This is a genomic window from Pseudomonas sp. FP198 (assembly GCF_030687895.1).
In the GTDB taxonomy this organism is placed as follows: Bacteria; Pseudomonadota; Gammaproteobacteria; order Pseudomonadales; family Pseudomonadaceae; genus Aquipseudomonas.
Genome location: NZ_CP117452.1, coordinates 1,755,111 through 1,771,451, shown reverse-complemented (window position 1 = coordinate 1,771,451; position 16,341 = coordinate 1,755,111). Strand labels below are relative to the sequence as shown.

The following is a 16,341-nucleotide window of genomic DNA, read 5'->3' as shown; positions in this document are numbered from 1 at the left end:
AAGCTCGCCGCTGCAGGACAGGTGCCGTGCAGCGACTTACGACAAATCAACGAGTTATGCCATGGATCTGCGCAGTAAAGGCCACCTCGCGAGGCAGCCTTGGAAACCGCCGGATGTTATCACAAGAGCCGCCACGCACCTATCCCCCTGATGCGCATGGTGCGTAGTTAGTTGACTGATGACAGGCTGGAACGGGACGAGAGGGGCTCAGAGGCGATCCGGATGGAGAACCAGAGGGTAGATGCAAGGTGTTTGTTGCGCTTTAGTGCCTCTTCGCGAGCAGGCTCGCTCCCACAATGAAGACATGCGGCGCCCTTGTGGGAGCGAGCCTGCTCGCGAAGGCAATGGATCAGACAGAACCCGCTATCAATGCAACCGCTTGCGACACATCAATTGGGCCATCTTCGCGGTATCCGGCCGCTCGACGATGCCCTTCTCCGTCACGATCGCATCGATCAGGTCCGCCGGGGTCACGTCGAACACCGGGTTGAACGCATCGGCATCAGCCCCGACCCGCTTGCCGCCGACTTCCAGCAGCTCGCGCCCGTCGCGCTCTTCGATCGGGATGTCATCACCGCTGGCCAGGTTCATGTCGATGGTCGAGCTTGGCGCCACCACCATGAAACGTACGCCGTGGTGCATGGCACAGACCGCCAGCTGGTAGGTGCCGATCTTGTTCGCCACGTCGCCATTGGCCGTGATGCGGTCGGCGCCGACGATGACCCAGGTCACGCCCTTGGTCTTCATGATGTGGGCAGCGGCGGAATCGGCGTTGAGCGTCACCGGAATGCCCTCGTTCGCCAGCTCCCAAGCCGTCAACCGTGAGCCCTGCAGCCATGGACGGGTTTCGTCGGCGTAGACCCGCTCGACCATGCCCTCCAGAAACGCCCCGCGAATTACCCCGAGGGCCGTTCCGAAGCCGCCGGTGGCCAGGGCCCCGGTGTTGCAATGGGTCAAGATGGCCTGGGCGTTGCCCTGATGCTTGCGGATCAGGTCGACGCCAAGCTGGGCCATGGTCAGGTTGGCTTCGCGGTCACTTTCATGAATCGCAATGGCCTCGGCCTCCAGGACCGCCAGCGGTTCGGCATGCTCCTTCAAGCGTCCCAACCGGTCGCGCATGCGATCCAGCGCCCAGAACAGATTGACCGCCGTCGGCCGGGAATCGGCCAGCAAGGCGAAATCCGCCTCCAGTGCCGCTTGCCAATCGCCGCCCTCGGCCATCCGCGCCCGCGCCGCCAGCACTACGCCATAGGCGGCGCTGATGCCGATGGCCGGCGCACCGCGCACCACCATCGAACGAATGGCCTCGGCCACACCGGCCGCGCTGGTGTAGGCGATCCAGTTTTCCTCGAACGGCAAAACACGCTGATCCAGCAGGTAAAGAGCGCCATCGCGCCAATCGATGGCCTTCACCTTCTCCGCAGCCAACAGTCGATCGCGCATCCCTCACCCCGCACTCAAGAACAAAAGCCGCCGATTATAGCGATCCCTCCGCGAAGACGCTCGGGTATACTTCGTCATCCTTTATAACCCATGGAACCGTTCCACGATGCCCAAGCCTGCCGTTGCGCTCGACTTATTATTGCTGCCGACCTGGTTGGTGCCTGTCGAACCCGCCGGTATCGTGCTCAAGGACCATGGCCTGGGCATTCGCGACGGTTGCATCGTGTTCATCGGGCCACGGGCCGAAGCCATGCAATGCGCAGCCACGCAGGTTCGCGAACTGCCCGGCATGCTGCTCAGCCCGGGCCTGGTCAATGCCCACGGTCACGCGGCAATGACGTTGTTCCGTGGCCTGGCCGACGACCTGCCGCTGATGACCTGGCTCGAACAGCACATCTGGCCCGCCGAGGGCAAATGGGTCGACGAGGCTTTCGTCCGCGACGGCACCGACCTGGCGATCGCCGAGCAGATCCAGGGCGGCATCACCTGTTTCTCCGACATGTACTTCTATCCCAAGGTGGCCAGCGAACGCGTGCATAACAGTGGCATCCGCGCGCAGATCGCCATTCCGATCCTCGACTTTCCGATCCCCGGCGCCGCCAGCGCCGACGAAGCCATTCGTCAGGGCATCGAATTGTTTGGCGACCTCAAGCACCATCCGCGGATCAAAGTCGCATTCGGCCCTCACGCCCCGTACACCGTCGGCGATGAGAACCTGGAAAAGATCCGTGTGATCGCCGAGGAACTGGACGCGGCCATCCACATGCATGTTCATGAAACCGCCTTCGAAGTGCAGCAGGCTGTGGATAACACCGGCGAGCGGCCGATGGCCCGATTGGCGCGCCTTGGCCTGCTGGGGCCGCGCTTCCAGGCGGTGCACATGACCCAGGTCAGCGACGAGGACCAGGCGCTGCTGGTAGAACACAATTGCAGCGTGATCCATTGTCCGGAATCGAATCTGAAGCTGGCCAGCGGCTTCTGCCCGGTGGAACGCCTGTGGCAGGCCGGCGTCAACGTAGCGGTCGGCACCGATGGCGCGGCGAGCAACAACGACCTCGACCTGCTTGGCGAAACTCGCACCGCCGCCCTGCTGGCAAAGGCTGTCGCCGGTTCGGCCACGGCCCTGGACGCTCACCGGGCGTTGCGCATGGCCACGCTCAATGGCGCCCGCGCGCTGGGCATCGAGGCGATCGTCGGCTCGCTGGAAGTCGGCAAGGCCGCCGACCTGGTGGCCTTTGACCTGTCCGGCCTGGCGCAGCAGCCCATCTATGACCCGGTGTCGCAACTGATCTACGCCACCGGCCGCCATTGCGTGAAACACCTGTGGGTGGCCGGCAAGCCATTGCTGGAGGACGGCCGCCTGACGCGCATGGACGAATCGCAGCTGATCGCCACGGCCCAGGACTGGGGCCGTCGGGTCAGCGGCCAGAACGAATAGCACAGCCCTTGAGCCACGGCTCGGGACCACTGATTTTTCAAGTTTTTCGAGGAACTGCACATGAGCAACGTCGACCACGCTGAAATTGCCAAGTTCGAGGCCCTGGCCCATCGCTGGTGGGACCGCGAAAGCGAATTCAAGCCGCTGCACGACATCAACCCGCTGCGCGTCAACTGGATCGACGAGCGCGTCGGCCTGGCCGGCAAGAAAGTCCTCGACGTCGGCTGTGGCGGCGGCATCCTCAGTGAAGCCATGGCCCTGCGCGGCGCCACCGTAATGGGCATCGACATGGGCGAGGCGCCGCTGGCGGTGGCGCAACTGCATCAGCTGGAGTCCGGCGTCAGCGTCGAATACCGGCAGATCACCGCCGAAGCCCTGGCCGAGGAAATGCCCGGCCAGTTCGACGTAGTCACCTGCCTGGAAATGCTCGAACACGTACCGGACCCGTCATCGGTGATCCGTGCCTGCTTCCAGATGGTCAAGCCCGGCGGCCAGGTGTTCTTCTCCACGATCAACCGCAACCCGAAGGCGTACCTGTTCGCGATCATCGGTGCCGAATACATCATGAAGCTGCTGCCACGCGGCACCCACGACTTCAAGAAATTCATCCGGCCTTCGGAGCTGGGCGCCTGGAGCCGCATGGCCGGGCTGACCGTCAAGGACATCATCGGCCTGACCTACAACCCGCTGACCAAGCACTACAAGCTGGCCGCCGATGTGGACGTCAACTACATGATCCAGACCCTGCGCGAGGAATAAGTCGATGCGTCTCAAAGCGGTTCTCTTCGACATGGACGGCACGCTGCTCGACACCGCGCCAGACTTCATCGCCATCTGCCAGGCCATGCGCGCCGACCGTGGCCTGCCGCCGATGAACACCCAACACATCCGCGACGAGATTTCCGGCGGCGCCCGGGCGATGGTCGCGGTGACGTTCTCCATGGATCCGGAATCGCCGGGTTTCGAGGAGCTGCGCCAGGAGTTCCTCGACCGCTACCTCAAGGGTTGCGCGGTCCACAGCCATCTGTTCGATGGGATGGCCGAAGTACTGGCCGATATCGAGGCGGCCAATCTCATTTGGGGCGTGGTCACCAACAAGCCGGTGCGTTTCGCCGAGCCGATCATGCAGCAGTTGGGCCTGGCCGAGCGCTCGAAAGTGCTGATCTGCCCCGACCATGTGAAAAACAGCAAACCGGACCCCGAGCCGCTGATCCTCGCTTGCAAGATGCTCGACCTCGACCCGGCCAGCGTGCTGTTCATCGGCGACGACCTGCGGGACATCGAGTCCGGCCGCAGCGCCGGGACCAAGACCTGCGCGGTGACCTACGGCTACATCCACCCGGACGACAACCCCAAGCACTGGGGCGCGGATGTGGTAATCGACCATCCCCTGGCGCTGCGCGAAGTGCTGGATAACGCGTTGTGCAGTTGCTGACCTGACGCTGGCTGGATTGCCTTTGTGGTGAGGGGATTTATCCCCGCTGGGGTGCGAAGCGCCCCCAAAATCTGCCATGCACTGCATCAAACAAGTCGTGAGGAGGGCCGCTTCGCGACCCAGCGGGGATAAATCCCCTCGCCACAAAAGCCGGTTTCGTGCAGTTTTCAATTGTTGAGGTTTTTTATGTTTGACTACTCTGCCCGCCCCGACCTGCTCGCAGGCCGGATCATCCTGGTCACCGGTGCCGGTCGCGGTATTGGCGCGGCTGCCGCCAAGGCCTATGCCGCCCATGGCGCCACCGTGCTGTTGCTGGGTAAGACCGAGGCCAACCTGACCCAGGTCTACGATGAAATCGAAGCGGCCGGTCATCCGCAGCCGGCAGTGATCCCCTTCAATCTCGAAACCGCCCTGCCTCATCAATACGATGAACTGGCGGCAATGATCGAGACCGAATTCGGTCATCTGGACGGCCTCCTGCACAACGCCTCGATCATCGGCCCGCGCACGCCGCTGGAACAGCTTTCCGGCGAGAATTTCATGCGGGTGATGCAAGTGAACGTCAACGCCATGTTCATGCTCACCAGCACCTTGCTGCCGCTGCTCAAACTGTCCAAGGATGCATCGGTGGTGTTCACGTCCAGCAGCGTCGGGCGCAAGGGCCGGGCCTATTGGGGCGCTTATGGCGTGTCCAAGTTCGCCACCGAAGGGCTGATGCAGACCCTGGCCGACGAAGTCGACACGGTTGCACCGGTGCGCTCCAACAGCATCAACCCCGGCGCCACCCGCACCAGCATGCGCGCCCTGGCCTATCCGGGGGAGAATCCGCTGAACAACCCGACACCCGAAGAAATCATGCCGGTCTACCTGTACCTCATGGGCCCGGACAGTACCGGCGTCAACGGCCAGGCTTTCAACGCGCAGTAACCGCCGGATCCGACGTCGCGGCGGTTTACCGTCGCGGCGCGCCTTTCTTTGATCCGCCGCCCAGGCGAAACGCCAAGGCCCCGCCGCACACCGCCCGCGCTACCAGCTCTCAACCCTTTGATTCGCCAGCGACTTTTATCACAATGAACTGAATGGCACGAGTTTCGCTCTAACCCTTTCAAACACGCCGTGTCCGGCGAGTCGGAGACACTGAGAGGGGACATCCGCCAGCACGCAAAGCGGACTAGACTCAACTCAGCGTCCCTCGGGACTGATGGATCAGTACGACGCGTAGCCCAGAGCCGCTTCACCCCCGCCGGTCAGGATCGAATCAGTTCAGGGGCTTCCGCCATATGAAAACGCCCACACAGATCAATGCAATCGCTTTCGACAACGCCAAGTTGCAGCGCCTGGGCCTCGCCCAGCCGTCGCCGCTCGTGACGCGGCCGATCAGCCTGGCGCAGCTGCGCCAGCAATTGAGCCAGCAGTTGCAGACCAGCCTGGAGCCGCAAAGGATTCTCGGTTTGTTCTTTCGTGAAATCCAGCGGCTGGTGCCTCTGGACGCACTGGTTTACCAGCACAAACCCAGCGACCTGCGCCTGGAGCTCGGCCACCGCGGGCACCACAACCTCAGCTACAACCTCAGCCATGAGGGCGAGCATCTGGGTGAGCTGGTGTTTCGTCGCAACCAGCGCTTCAGCAGCGCGGAACAGAGCGACCTGGAATCAATCCTGTCGGCGCTGTTTTTCCCGCTGCGTAACGCATTGCTCTACCGCGCCGCCACCCAGAGCGCCCTGCGCGATCCGCTGACCGGCACCGGCAATCGCATCGCCATGGACCAGACGCTGGAGCGGGAAATCGACATGGCCAGGCGGCATATGCAGCCGCTGTCGTTGCTGATGCTGGACATTGACCATTTCAAACGCATCAACGACAGCCATGGGCATGGGGTCGGTGACGAAGTACTCAAGGCCGTTGCCGACTCGATCAAGGGCCAGTTGCGCAACGTGGATATGGTGTTCAGGTTCGGCGGTGAGGAATTCCTGATCCTGCTGGCCAACACCAGCCGGGAAGCGGCAGCCATGGTCGGTGAACGGCTGCGTTATGCCGCCCAGGCCCAGGATTATTTTGCCGACGGCACGAGGATCGAATTGACGGTGAGCCTGGGCTGCGCGACGTTGCTGCCGGGCGAGTCCGCTGAAAGTCTCGTGCGCCGGGCGGATAATGCGCTGTACGTGGCCAAGCGCGAGGGGCGGAACCGGTTGACGATGGCGGGCTGAAACCCGGATTTCCCCTGCTGGCCGACACACCGCTTTCGCGAGCAGGCTCGCTCCCACCCAACACCACAAACCAATGTGGGAGCGAGCCTGCTCGCGAAGGGGCCGAACCAGTCAACACAAGGTTGCCAGGCAGACCGCTATCACGAGCAAGCTCGCTCCCACAGGGTGAAGCTATCGGGTATCAGTTACTGGCCAGCGCCAGCCGTTCACGGCCAGCCGAGGCTTTTTCGCCGGCGCCCGAGTGCTCCAGCTGCATGCACCTTTCCAGAAACAGATACATGTAGTCGTAGCTCTTGCAAACGGCCTGGCGCAGTTCCATCTGGAGCGCCTTGCTCGGGTTCATCCCCGCCAGCGTACAGATGATTTCCAGCGCTTCCCACGGGTGGGCATCGTCATACTGGGCATGCATCTTCAGCCACTTCATGGCCCGCTTGCGGTCTTCCTCGGCGAACGCCGACGCATAGACACCAGTAGAGCAGACCAGTGCCGACCACTCCCCGGTCGCCCCCTCGATGGCATAGTTGGTCGCGGCGATAGCCACGATCAGCGAGTCCGCCGAACTGGTGTGCCAGCACCAATGGCTCAGCGCATGAAGCTCCGGCGGCACCTGCTGCGCCTGCAAGTCTCCGAGCGTCACGCCGTGGGCAGCGCTCCAGTTGACCCAATAATCGGCGTGATTGAGCTCGACACGAATGTTGCGCATCAACCAACGACGCGCCATGTCCTCGCCGGGGTGGCGGGCGAAGCGGGTCTTGGTAAGGTTCTGTGCCATGTACAAGGCGAACTGTTCGACGACCGGCCAACCACCGATGAGGTAGTGGCGCATGGTCTTGGCGCTGAGCTTGTTGTCGCGCATGCGTTGATACAGTTCGTGTTCGACAACCCGGCGCTTGCTCTCGCTGCAGTCGGCAATGAGCTGCTGTGCCCATTGTGGATAACTGGCGGCGTCCATGAGCGGGCCTGTTCGGTTGAATGTGTCGATCACTGTCGGGCTCCTTCTGATTGTGATTTTTTTCGGATCAACAAGAGGTTCAGCGGAACGTGCCGGGGGCCTTGAACAACAGTGGCTGAGGCCTGGCCGGCCGGCATTGCAACGTGTCACAGGTAAACAGTTGTGGACGCTCGATGACATAACCTTGGGCGAAATCCACGCCGATTTCCAACAATGCCTGTTCGATCTGAGTAGTTTCCACGAACTCGGCAATGGTGCGCTTCCCCATCACATGGCCGATGTGATTGATCACCTCGACCATTGCCCGGTTAATCGGGTCGTCCAGCATATCCTTTACGAAACTCCCATCGATCTTCAGGAAGTCTACAGGTAAATGTTTCAAGTAAGCGAATGAAGACATTCCGGCACAAAAGTCATCCAGCGAGAAGTAACAACCCAAGCTCTTGAGTTCGTTTATAAAACGAATCGCGCTGCCCAGATTTGAAATGGCACTGGTCTCGGTGATTTCAAAACAAATCATTTCCGGAGGAATCGAGTAAGCAGCGAACTGTTTACGCAGGAAATCCAGGAACGCCTGATCACCGATGGTGGTGCCTGACAGGTTGATCGCACACATGGCCAACGGACCTTGCCGCGACTCATTCAGGCATTGGCGAATGATCTTGAACACATTCTCCACGACCCAACGGTCCAGCGAGGTCATCAAGCCGTAACGCTCCGCCGCCGGAATGAAGCTGTCCGGCAGGATCATCCGCCCTGCCTCGTCATGCAGGCGCAACAGGATCTCGATATGCCCGCCATCGTGGTCACCCGGGCCCAACGCGGCGATTTCCTGGGCGTAGAGGCAGAAACGGTTTTCCTCCAGCGCCATGTGCAAGCGCTGCACCCAAGCCATTTCGCCAAAACGCAGGGATAACTCCGAGTCGTCGGCATGGTAGACCTGGACCCGGTTGCGCCCTTTCTCCTTGGCCATATAGCAGGCCATGTCCGCGGCCCGCAATGAGGCTTCCAGCGTCGTCGGGCTCTGGGCGATATGCACCAGGCCGATGCTCACGGTGGTCACGAATGGCCGGCCTTTCCAGACGAAATGCAGGTTCTGCACAGTCTGGCGCAGGCCCTCGGCGATCTTTTCCGCCGCCTCGGGCGAGCAGTTTTCCAGCAGGATGCCGAACTCGTCCCCGCCCAGCCGGGCAAGCGTGTCGTTTTCCCGCAACCCCGATTGCAGCAAGGCACAGATGTGTCGCAGCAACTCGTCGCCCGCCGCGTGGCCGCAGGTGTCGTTGACCAGCTTGAACTGGTCAAGGTCGAGAAACATCAACGCGTGGCGCCCGACCTGGCGCGTGAGGTTGTGCAGGGCCTGCTCAAGGCGGTATTCGAATTCCCGGCGGTTCGCCAGGCCGGTCAGGGCGTCGTGGGTGGCCTGCCATGACAGGTTGGCAATGTACTGGCGCTCCTGGGTCATGTCGTGCAGCACCAGCACCGCGCCGCTGACCTTGCCGGCATGACGGATCGGCGCCCCCACCAGGGTCACCGACACCGTGCTACCGTCCAGTCGCTGGATCAGCTTGGAATGCTCGCTGCCGCCGCCGAGTCGTCCGCTGAGGATGTGCTCGATCAAGGTCAGGCCTTCGGTCTGGGCATTGTCGTCGAGCAGGTTGAACAGCGCCGCCAGGGGCAGCCCGGTGGCGTGCTCGGCTTTCCAGTGGGTCATCGCTTCGGCAGCGGGATTCATGTACGCAATGGCGCCTTCGACGTCGGTGGTGATCACGCCATCGCCAATCGATTGCAGGGTGATCTGCGCCCGCTCCTTCTCCAGTTGCAGCGCATTGGCGAAGACCTGCCGCTGTGCCAGCAACTTGTGCGTGCGTAGCAGCGCCAGCACGATCAACCCCAGCGCGGTGGCGAAGTTGGTCACCAGCAACAGGCGCAGGATAAATCGCGATCCTTCGCCCAGCGCGTCGCTGAATGCCTTGGCGGCAGGGGTAACGGAATCGTTGATGGCGAAAATCTGCGCTTTCCAGCCGCGGACATCGGCCTCGGAGGCTTCTCCCGCCGTGATGCTGCGATGCATCTGCCGGGCGACGTTATCCAGTTCGGTCAGGTAACCATCGCCAACCGTCCACAGATCGATGGCTTCTTCCAGGTAACTGAAATGGCGAAAGTTGAGGTACAACCAGATCAGGCTAGAAACATCGTCCGGATGATTGCCGCCCTGGAGAATCCCGACCCGCGCCGCTTCGAGGTCCGGCGGCTGGCGATCCAGGGCCACGCGTAAATCGTGACCGCCCTCGGGCACGGCGATGGCCTGCTGGTATTTGCGAAAGATCGCCTCGTCACGGCTGTCGGCGTAAAGATTGAGGTAATAGATAGCGTCTTTCTGGCCCTTGGACCAAAGGCTCTCACCCGCCACGTAGCCGCGAACTGCGGACAGGACATAAAGGCTGACGCCTCCTAGCAATGCTTGAAATAGCACGACGGCGATAAAGGGCCAGACGATGCCCAACAACCGAGGCGTTCCGAGAGTCCGCTTTTGCTTCATGAGGTCCCTTGCACAGGCATTGCCAATAGAGCACCCGCGAGAATTCCGTTCCTGACTCCACAGCCTAGGCTAGTTTTCGACCCTTCGAAGGACTGGATGTTCGGATCGCCCGGCTCAGGATGGAGATTTGGAACAATCGACGGATTTGGCTGATTTTTTTCCGATACTAAGCACAGAAAAGTGCATGAAACTCAAGGTCGCTGTATTTGTTGCAGATGACCGTAGAGCCGGGCGTACAGGCCACCTTCGGCAATCAGCTGCAAGTGGTCGCCGTCTTCGGCGATCTGCCCGCCGTCGAACACCAGTACCCGGTCAGCCTGTTTCACCGCCGACAGCCGATGGGCGATGATCAACGTGGTGCGCCCGCTCAGGAACCGCGCCAACGCCTGGTGAAGGTTGTATTCCGTAGCCGCGTCCAGCGCGGACGTGGCTTCGTCGAGAATCACCACGCGCGGATCGGCCAGGACCATGCGGGCGATCGCCAGTCGCTGGCGTTGCCCGCCGGACAGCCTCACACCGGAACGCCCGACGATGCTCTCCAACCCCATGGGAAGCGCCCGCACTGTTTCGTCCAGTTGGGCGATTGCCAAGGCTCGCCAGCAGGCCTCATCGCTGCGCTCGCGGCCCATGGACAGATTGGCGCGCACCGTGTCGTTGAACAGCGCCGGATGCTGCAGGACCACCGCGACATTTTCGCGGATGGTCTCCAGGCCAATTTCCTCTTGGGTGGCTCCGCCAAAGCGGATGCTGCCGGACTGTGGCGTGTAGAGCCCCAGCAGCAGTTGCACCAGGGTACTTTTGCCGCCCCCGCTGGCCCCGACGATAGCGACCTTTTCCCCCGGCGAAATGGACAGGTTCAATTGGTCGAGCACCTTTTCCTCGCCATAACCGAAGCTGAGCCCCTGGATGTCGATGCCCACGGTGTCGCGCCCCTTGAAGGGATCGACGCCACCGCTGTACTGGGGCTCGTCGGCGCGCGCCAGCAGTTCGTTGATACGGTTCAATGCCCCACCCGCCGCGTAGTAGGCATATTGAAGGTTAAGCAGTTGCTCGACCGGGCCGATCATGAACCACAGGTAGCTGAACACCGCGAGCATCTGGCCGATCGACAGATCGGAGAACAGCACGGTAAGCATGGCCGCCGCGCGAAAAATATCGATACCGAACTGGAACAGCAAACCACTGGCGCGGTTCGAGGCGTCGGTTTTCCACTGCGAGCTCACCGCGTAGTCGCGCACTTCCCGGGCGCGCGTGCCCAGGCGTCCGAGGAAAAACCCCTGGCGATTGCCGGCGCGCACTTCCTGGATCGCATCCAGGGTTTCGGTCAGCGCCTGGGTGAAGCGCGAGGTGCTGTCATTCTCCAGCTTCTTGAGGTGCTTGACCCGTTTTCCCAACTGCACCGTGGCGTAGATCACCAGCGGGTTGAACAGCAGGATCAGCAGCGCCAGTTTCCAGTGCATCCATACCAAGATGCCCGCGGTGCCTACCAGGGTCAGCATCGCCACCAGGAACCGACTCAGGGTTTCGCCGACAAATTTGTCGAGGGTGTCCAGGTCGGTGACCAGGTGCGTCGTCACCGTGCCGCTGCCCAGGCTTTCGTATTCGCCAAGGGAGATCCGCTTGAGGCGCTCGATCAACCGGATGCGGATGCGATAGACGATGTCCTTGGCGAGACTGGCGAACAGCCGCGCCTGCAACACGTTGAACAGCAATGCGCCGCAGCGCAGGGCCAAGGTCACCAGGAGCATCAGCCCGATGTAGCCGGCAGCGCTCTGCCAAGCGCTCGGCAGCGCCTGGTTCATGACCTTCAATGCCGCATCGCCGTGGCCCAGCAGCACTTCGTCCACCAGCAATGGCAGCAACAACGGAATCGGCACGCTGCACAACGTCGCCAGCACGGCGACGCCGTTGGCGATCCACAGGGCTTTTTTGTGCGTAAGGGCCAGACGACGGATTTCCGTCCAGCTCAACCGGTCGATGCGCCGCGAGGTCGATACGTCATCTGCGGGCAGGTCAGGCACAGGCCGCACGCTCCAGCCAGCGACCCAGCAATGGCGACAGCTGGTCCAACGGTTGGTAGCCGTTGGTCAGCAGGGCCAATTGGCCGTCACGTTCGGCCAGCATCGTAGGGAATCCGGCGATGCCAAGGTCTTGCACCCAGGTGAAGTCGGCGGCGGTGGCGGCATGCTGGTCGGCACGGTCGAATGCCGCGGCAAACTCGATGCGGGGCAGCCCGGCCTGTTCGGCCAGTTCCACCAGGACGCTGGCGTGGGTCACGTCGCGGCCTTGTACATAAAACGCCTGCTGGATCAGCTTCAGCAACTGCCAGGCCAGGTCCGGCGCCAGGCTGCGGGCCGTCACCAAGGCGCGGCATGCGGGTTCGGTGTCGTAGACAAAACCGTCCGGCAACGCGCCTTCAAGCTTGAACGGTTGGCCAGTGGCCTGGGTAACGGCCTGCCAGTGTTCGAGAATGTAGCGTCGGGTCGTCGGCTCCAGGGCCGAACCGCTGCCGGTGCGCAAGCCGCCCACCACCAGGTGCAGCTCCACGCCCGCCGCCTGCGCCTGCACGGCCAACGCTTCGGCCACTGGCGCGAAGCCCCAGCACCAGGAACACATCGGGTCCATCACATACAGCAGGCGCGACGCCATGGCTCAAGCCTCGGAAGATGATTGCTTGTAGTTGTAGCCGATCGGATGCGGCATGTTGCGCGCCTTGGCCAGTTCGATCTGCTTTTGCCGGTCGATGGCGCTGCGGCGGGTCTTTTCGCTCAGCTTGTCCCAGCAATGCGGGCAACTGATGCCAGGCGAATAATGCTCCGAAGCACGATCCTCTGCGCTGATGGGGGTGCGGCAGGCATGGCACTGATCGTAGTCGCCTTCGCTGAGATCGTGGCGTACGGTCACGCGGTTGTCGAAGACAAAGCAGTCGCCGCGCCATCTGGTCTCTTCCTGGGGCACCTCTTCGAGGTACTTGAGGATCCCGCCCTTGAGGTGGTAGACCTCTTCGAAACCCTCGCCGAGCATGAAGCTCGAGGCTTTTTCACAGCGAATGCCGCCGGTGCAGAACATCGCGACTTTCTTGTGCCGGGCCGGGTCGAAGTTGGCTTTGATGTACTCGGGGAACTCACGGAAGCTGGCGGTCTTGGGATCGATCGCGCCTTCGAAGGTGCCAATGGAGACTTCATAATCGTTGCGCGTGTCGATCAGCAGCACTTCCGGATCACTGATCAGCGCGTTCCAGTCCTGCGGTTCGACATAGGTGCCGACCCGCTTGTTCGGGTCCACGCCTTCTACGCCGAGGGTAACGATCTCTTTCTTGAGCTTGACCTTGGTGCGGTAGAACGGCTGCTCGTCGCAGTACGACTCCTTGTGGTCGATGTCGTCCATGCGCGGGTCGTTCTTGAGCCAGGCCATCAGCCCGTCGATGCCTTCGCGGGTGCCGGAAACGGTGCCGTTGATGCCTTCCTCGGCAATCAGCAAGGTTCCTTTGATGCCGTTGTCGAGCATCGCCTTGAGCAGGGGCTCACGCAGCTCGACGTAATCTTCCAGGGTGACGAACTTATACAGTGCCGCCACGACAATCGGTGGTGTCATGGGTATTTCTCCAGGTGGCTACCCTCGCAAAGGGTGAACCGGATGCGAAAAAAAACGCGCCGGGTGAGCGGCGCGTTGCGGATTCTAGCAAAAACCCTGTGGCTTTAGGAGCGACAGCCTTTGTGGCGAGGGAGCAAGCTCCCTCGCCACGAAAAGCTCATTTGCCTCAAATATCAGTGTTTACTGCCACCGGCACAGGTCGGCGACGCCGGGGCTGCGTCGACCTGGGCCCATTCTTCAGGCGTGTAGGTGTGCAGCGCCAGCGCATGGAATTCACCCATCAGCTCGCCCAAGGTACCGTAGACCTTCTGGTGCCGCTTGACCCGATTGAGCCCCTCGAACTGCTGGCTGACCACCACTGCCTTGTAGTGGGTCTCAAGCCCACGGCTGTGCATGTGGCTTTCATCGAGCACTTGCAGGTGCTCGGGCTGCAGCAGCCCGAGGGTCGATTCAATGCGTTGTTGCATGCTCATGCCGGGGCTCCGCTTATGGCTTTTTCTTGGCCGGGGCGGCGGCTTTCGGCTCAAGCTCGGCGGTCATGTCGGCCAGCAGCTTGTTGACCACCGGCACCGCGCTTTCCAGCTTGGCCTGGGTCAGTTGCGCCGATTGCTGGGTCAGCTGCGGCATTTTTTCCAGGACCTTCTTGCCCAGGGGAGACTGATAGAAGGACACCAGGTCCTTGAGCTCCGATTCGCTGAAATTGGAAGTGTAGAGCTTGACCATGTCCGGCTTGAGCTTGTTCCAGCCGATCGCCTGGTCCAGGGCGGCATTGGCCTTGGCCTGGTAGGTTTCCAGGGTGGCTTTTTTCGACTCGGGAGCCTTGGTCTGCTCAAAGCGCTGGGCAAACATCTGCTGTACCTGCATGTACACCGGGGTACCCAGCTTGTCAGCGTGCGCCAGGGTCAGGAACGCTTCGGCACTGGCGTTGTGGCTGGCGGTATCGGCAAGAACAGGGCCGCTGGCACACACCAGAGCAACTGCGGTACAGATGGCACGAAGACGGGTCATCGAGTTTCCTTTTCTAACAGGCGAGGTAAAACCCCAAGGGCGACCATTCTGCGCCTAAAAAACGCCGGGGCTCAACCCTGTACTTGGCTCGACTGATTGACGGGCCGAACCGGCCAGCCCTAGATTGAGGGAACCGGTGACGCCCGTCAGGGCCTAAACTGCGCATTCAGCCCTACAGGAGTTTGACCCGATGAGCCGTATCGAAACCGACAGCCTTGGCCAGGTTGAAGTCCCGGATGAAGCCTATTGGGGCGCCCAGACGCAGCGCTCGATGATCAACTTTGCCATTGGTAACGAACGCATGCCGCTGTCGGTGCTGCATGCCCTGGCGCTGGTCAAGAAAGCCGCCGCGCGGGTCAACGACCGCAATGGCGACCTGCCCGCCGACATCGCCCGCCTGATCGAACAGGCGGCCGACGAGGTGCTGGCCGGCCAGCATGACGATCAGTTTCCCCTGGTGGTCTGGCAGACCGGCAGCGGGACCCAGAGCAACATGAACGTCAACGAGGTGATCGCCGGGCGCGCCAACGAGCTGGCGGGCAACCCCCGTGGCGGCAAGAGCCCGGTGCACCCCAACGACCATGTCAACCGGTCCCAGAGCTCCAACGATTGCTTCCCCACCGCCATGCACATCGCCGCCGCCCAGGCCGTTTACCAGCAATTGCTGCCGGCCATCAGCGAGTTGTCCGGCGGCCTGGCGGAACTGGCGGCGCGCCACATGAAACTGGTCAAGACCGGTCGCACCCACATGATGGATGCCACGCCGATCACGTTCGGCCAGGAGCTGTCCGCCTTCATTGCCCAACTCGACTACGCCGAGCGGGCGATCCGCGCTTCGTTGCCGGCGGTCTGCGAGCTGGCCCAGGGCGGTACGGCGGTGGGTACCGGGCTCAATTCGCCGCACGGTTTCGGCGAAGCGATTGCCGCTGAACTCGCGGCGCTGTCCGGGCTGCCGTTTGTCACCGCACCGAACAAGTTCGCCGCACTGGCAGGTCATGAACCGCTGACCACGTTGTCCGGCGCGTTGAAAACCCTCGCCGTGACGCTGATGAAAATCGCCAATGACCTGCGCCTGCTAGGTTCCGGGCCACGGGCGGGATTTGCCGAAGTGAAATTGCCGGCCAACGAACCGGGCAGCTCGATCATGCCTGGCAAGGTCAACCCGACCCAGTGTGAAGCCTTGTCGATGCTCGCATGCCAGGTATTGGGCAATGACGTGGCGATCGGTTTTGCCGCCAGTCAGGGACACTTGCAGTTGAACGTGTTCAAGCCGGTGATCATCCACAACCTGCTGCAATCGATCCGCCTGCTGGCCGATGGCTGCAGCAACTTCCAGCAGCACTGCATCGCCGGCCTCGAACCGGATGCCGAGCAGATGGCCGCGCACCTGGAGCGTGGTCTGATGCTGGTGACAGCGCTGAATCCGCATATCGGCTACGACAAGTCGGCGGAGATCGCCAAGAAAGCCTACGGCGAAGGGCTGACGCTACGGGAAGCAGCGGTGCAGCTGGGGTACCTGACCGACGAAGAGTTCGACGCGTGGGTCAGGCCGGAGAACATGCTGGAGGCGGGTGGCCAGGGCTGAGTTGTGCGTTGATCAATAGCCCGCCATCGCGAGCAAGCTCGCTCCCACAAGGAATTTGTGTGAACCGCGCTATCGCATCCACCCAAGCTCCATTGTGGGAGCGAGCTTGCTCGCGATGAGGCCGGCAGGCTCGACATCAC

General features: G+C 62.0%; 14 protein-coding genes. 6 read left to right on the top strand and 8 right to left on the bottom strand.

All coding sequences use genetic code 11. The features are described 5' to 3' along the window. Positions 1-366: 366 nt before the first annotated feature. On the bottom strand, positions 367-1,443 hold the full coding sequence (mtnA, locus tag PSH78_RS08295) for an S-methyl-5-thioribose-1-phosphate isomerase (protein ID WP_305499687.1): 1,077 nt from the start codon (positions 1,441-1,443) through the stop codon (positions 367-369). A 106-nt stretch (positions 1,444-1,549) separates the two neighbouring features. Here mtnA and PSH78_RS08290 point away from each other — a divergent pair, with 106 nt between their 5' ends. The 5 genes from PSH78_RS08290 (at position 1,550) to PSH78_RS08270 (ending at position 6,523) form a co-directional block, all read left to right on the top strand. Next, entirely contained in the window at positions 1,550-2,881 is a 1,332-nt protein-coding gene (locus PSH78_RS08290; RefSeq protein ID WP_305499686.1) for a TRZ/ATZ family hydrolase, read from the top strand. Between the two features lie 60 nt (positions 2,882-2,941). Continuing rightward, on the top strand, positions 2,942-3,640 hold the full coding sequence (gene ubiG, locus PSH78_RS08285) for a bifunctional 2-polyprenyl-6-hydroxyphenol methylase/3-demethylubiquinol 3-O-methyltransferase UbiG (protein ID WP_305499685.1): 699 nt from the start codon (positions 2,942-2,944) through the stop codon (positions 3,638-3,640). 4 nt (positions 3,641-3,644) lie between these two features. Then, positions 3,645-4,316: an N-acetylmuramic acid 6-phosphate phosphatase MupP gene (gene mupP / locus PSH78_RS08280; RefSeq protein WP_305499684.1), complete on the top strand. Its 672-nt coding sequence runs from the start codon at positions 3,645-3,647 to the stop codon at positions 4,314-4,316. Between the two features lie 186 nt (positions 4,317-4,502). Continuing rightward, complete coding sequence (locus PSH78_RS08275; RefSeq protein WP_305499683.1) at positions 4,503-5,243, top strand: YciK family oxidoreductase; 741 nt, start codon at positions 4,503-4,505, stop codon at positions 5,241-5,243. Positions 5,244-5,596: 353 nt separating this feature from the next. Beyond that, on the top strand, positions 5,597-6,523 hold the full coding sequence (locus PSH78_RS08270) for a GGDEF domain-containing protein (RefSeq protein ID WP_305499682.1): 927 nt from the start codon (positions 5,597-5,599) through the stop codon (positions 6,521-6,523). Between the two features lie 181 nt (positions 6,524-6,704). Here PSH78_RS08270 and PSH78_RS08265 read toward each other — a convergent pair whose 3' ends face one another. The 7 genes from PSH78_RS08265 to PSH78_RS08235 form a co-directional block, all read right to left on the bottom strand. Continuing rightward, entirely contained in the window at positions 6,705-7,475 is a 771-nt protein-coding gene (locus tag PSH78_RS08265) for a TenA family transcriptional regulator (protein WP_370871116.1), read from the bottom strand. Between the two features lie 79 nt (positions 7,476-7,554). Then, a complete protein-coding gene (locus tag PSH78_RS08260) occupies positions 7,555-10,014 on the bottom strand; it encodes an EAL domain-containing protein (RefSeq protein ID WP_305499680.1) in 2,460 nt (819 codons plus the stop codon). Between the two features lie 191 nt (positions 10,015-10,205). Continuing rightward, positions 10,206-12,035, bottom strand: a complete 1,830-nt coding sequence (locus tag PSH78_RS08255; RefSeq protein WP_305499678.1) for an ABC transporter ATP-binding protein — start codon at positions 12,033-12,035, stop codon at positions 10,206-10,208. After that, a complete protein-coding gene (locus tag PSH78_RS08250) occupies positions 12,028-12,663 on the bottom strand; it encodes a DsbA family protein (RefSeq protein ID WP_305499677.1) in 636 nt (211 codons plus the stop codon). Before PSH78_RS08250 ends, PSH78_RS08255 begins: the two co-directional genes overlap by 8 nt. A 3-nt stretch (positions 12,664-12,666) precedes the next feature. Continuing rightward, complete coding sequence (locus tag PSH78_RS08245) at positions 12,667-13,608, bottom strand: rhodanese-related sulfurtransferase (protein ID WP_305499676.1); 942 nt, start codon at positions 13,606-13,608, stop codon at positions 12,667-12,669. A gap of 173 nt (positions 13,609-13,781) precedes the next feature. Next, on the bottom strand, positions 13,782-14,081 hold the full coding sequence (locus PSH78_RS08240; protein ID WP_305499674.1) for a BolA family transcriptional regulator: 300 nt from the start codon (positions 14,079-14,081) through the stop codon (positions 13,782-13,784). Positions 14,082-14,094: 13 nt separating this feature from the next. Continuing rightward, positions 14,095-14,616 (bottom strand): DUF2059 domain-containing protein, encoded by a 522-nt coding sequence (locus tag PSH78_RS08235; RefSeq protein WP_030141033.1) that lies wholly within the window; start codon positions 14,614-14,616, stop codon positions 14,095-14,097. 190 nt (positions 14,617-14,806) lie between these two features. Between PSH78_RS08235 and PSH78_RS08230 the strand changes: the two genes are divergently transcribed. Then, positions 14,807-16,201, top strand: coding sequence for a class II fumarate hydratase (locus PSH78_RS08230; protein ID WP_305499673.1), 1,395 nt, complete (start codon positions 14,807-14,809; stop codon positions 16,199-16,201). The last annotated feature ends 140 nt before the right edge of the window (positions 16,202-16,341 follow it).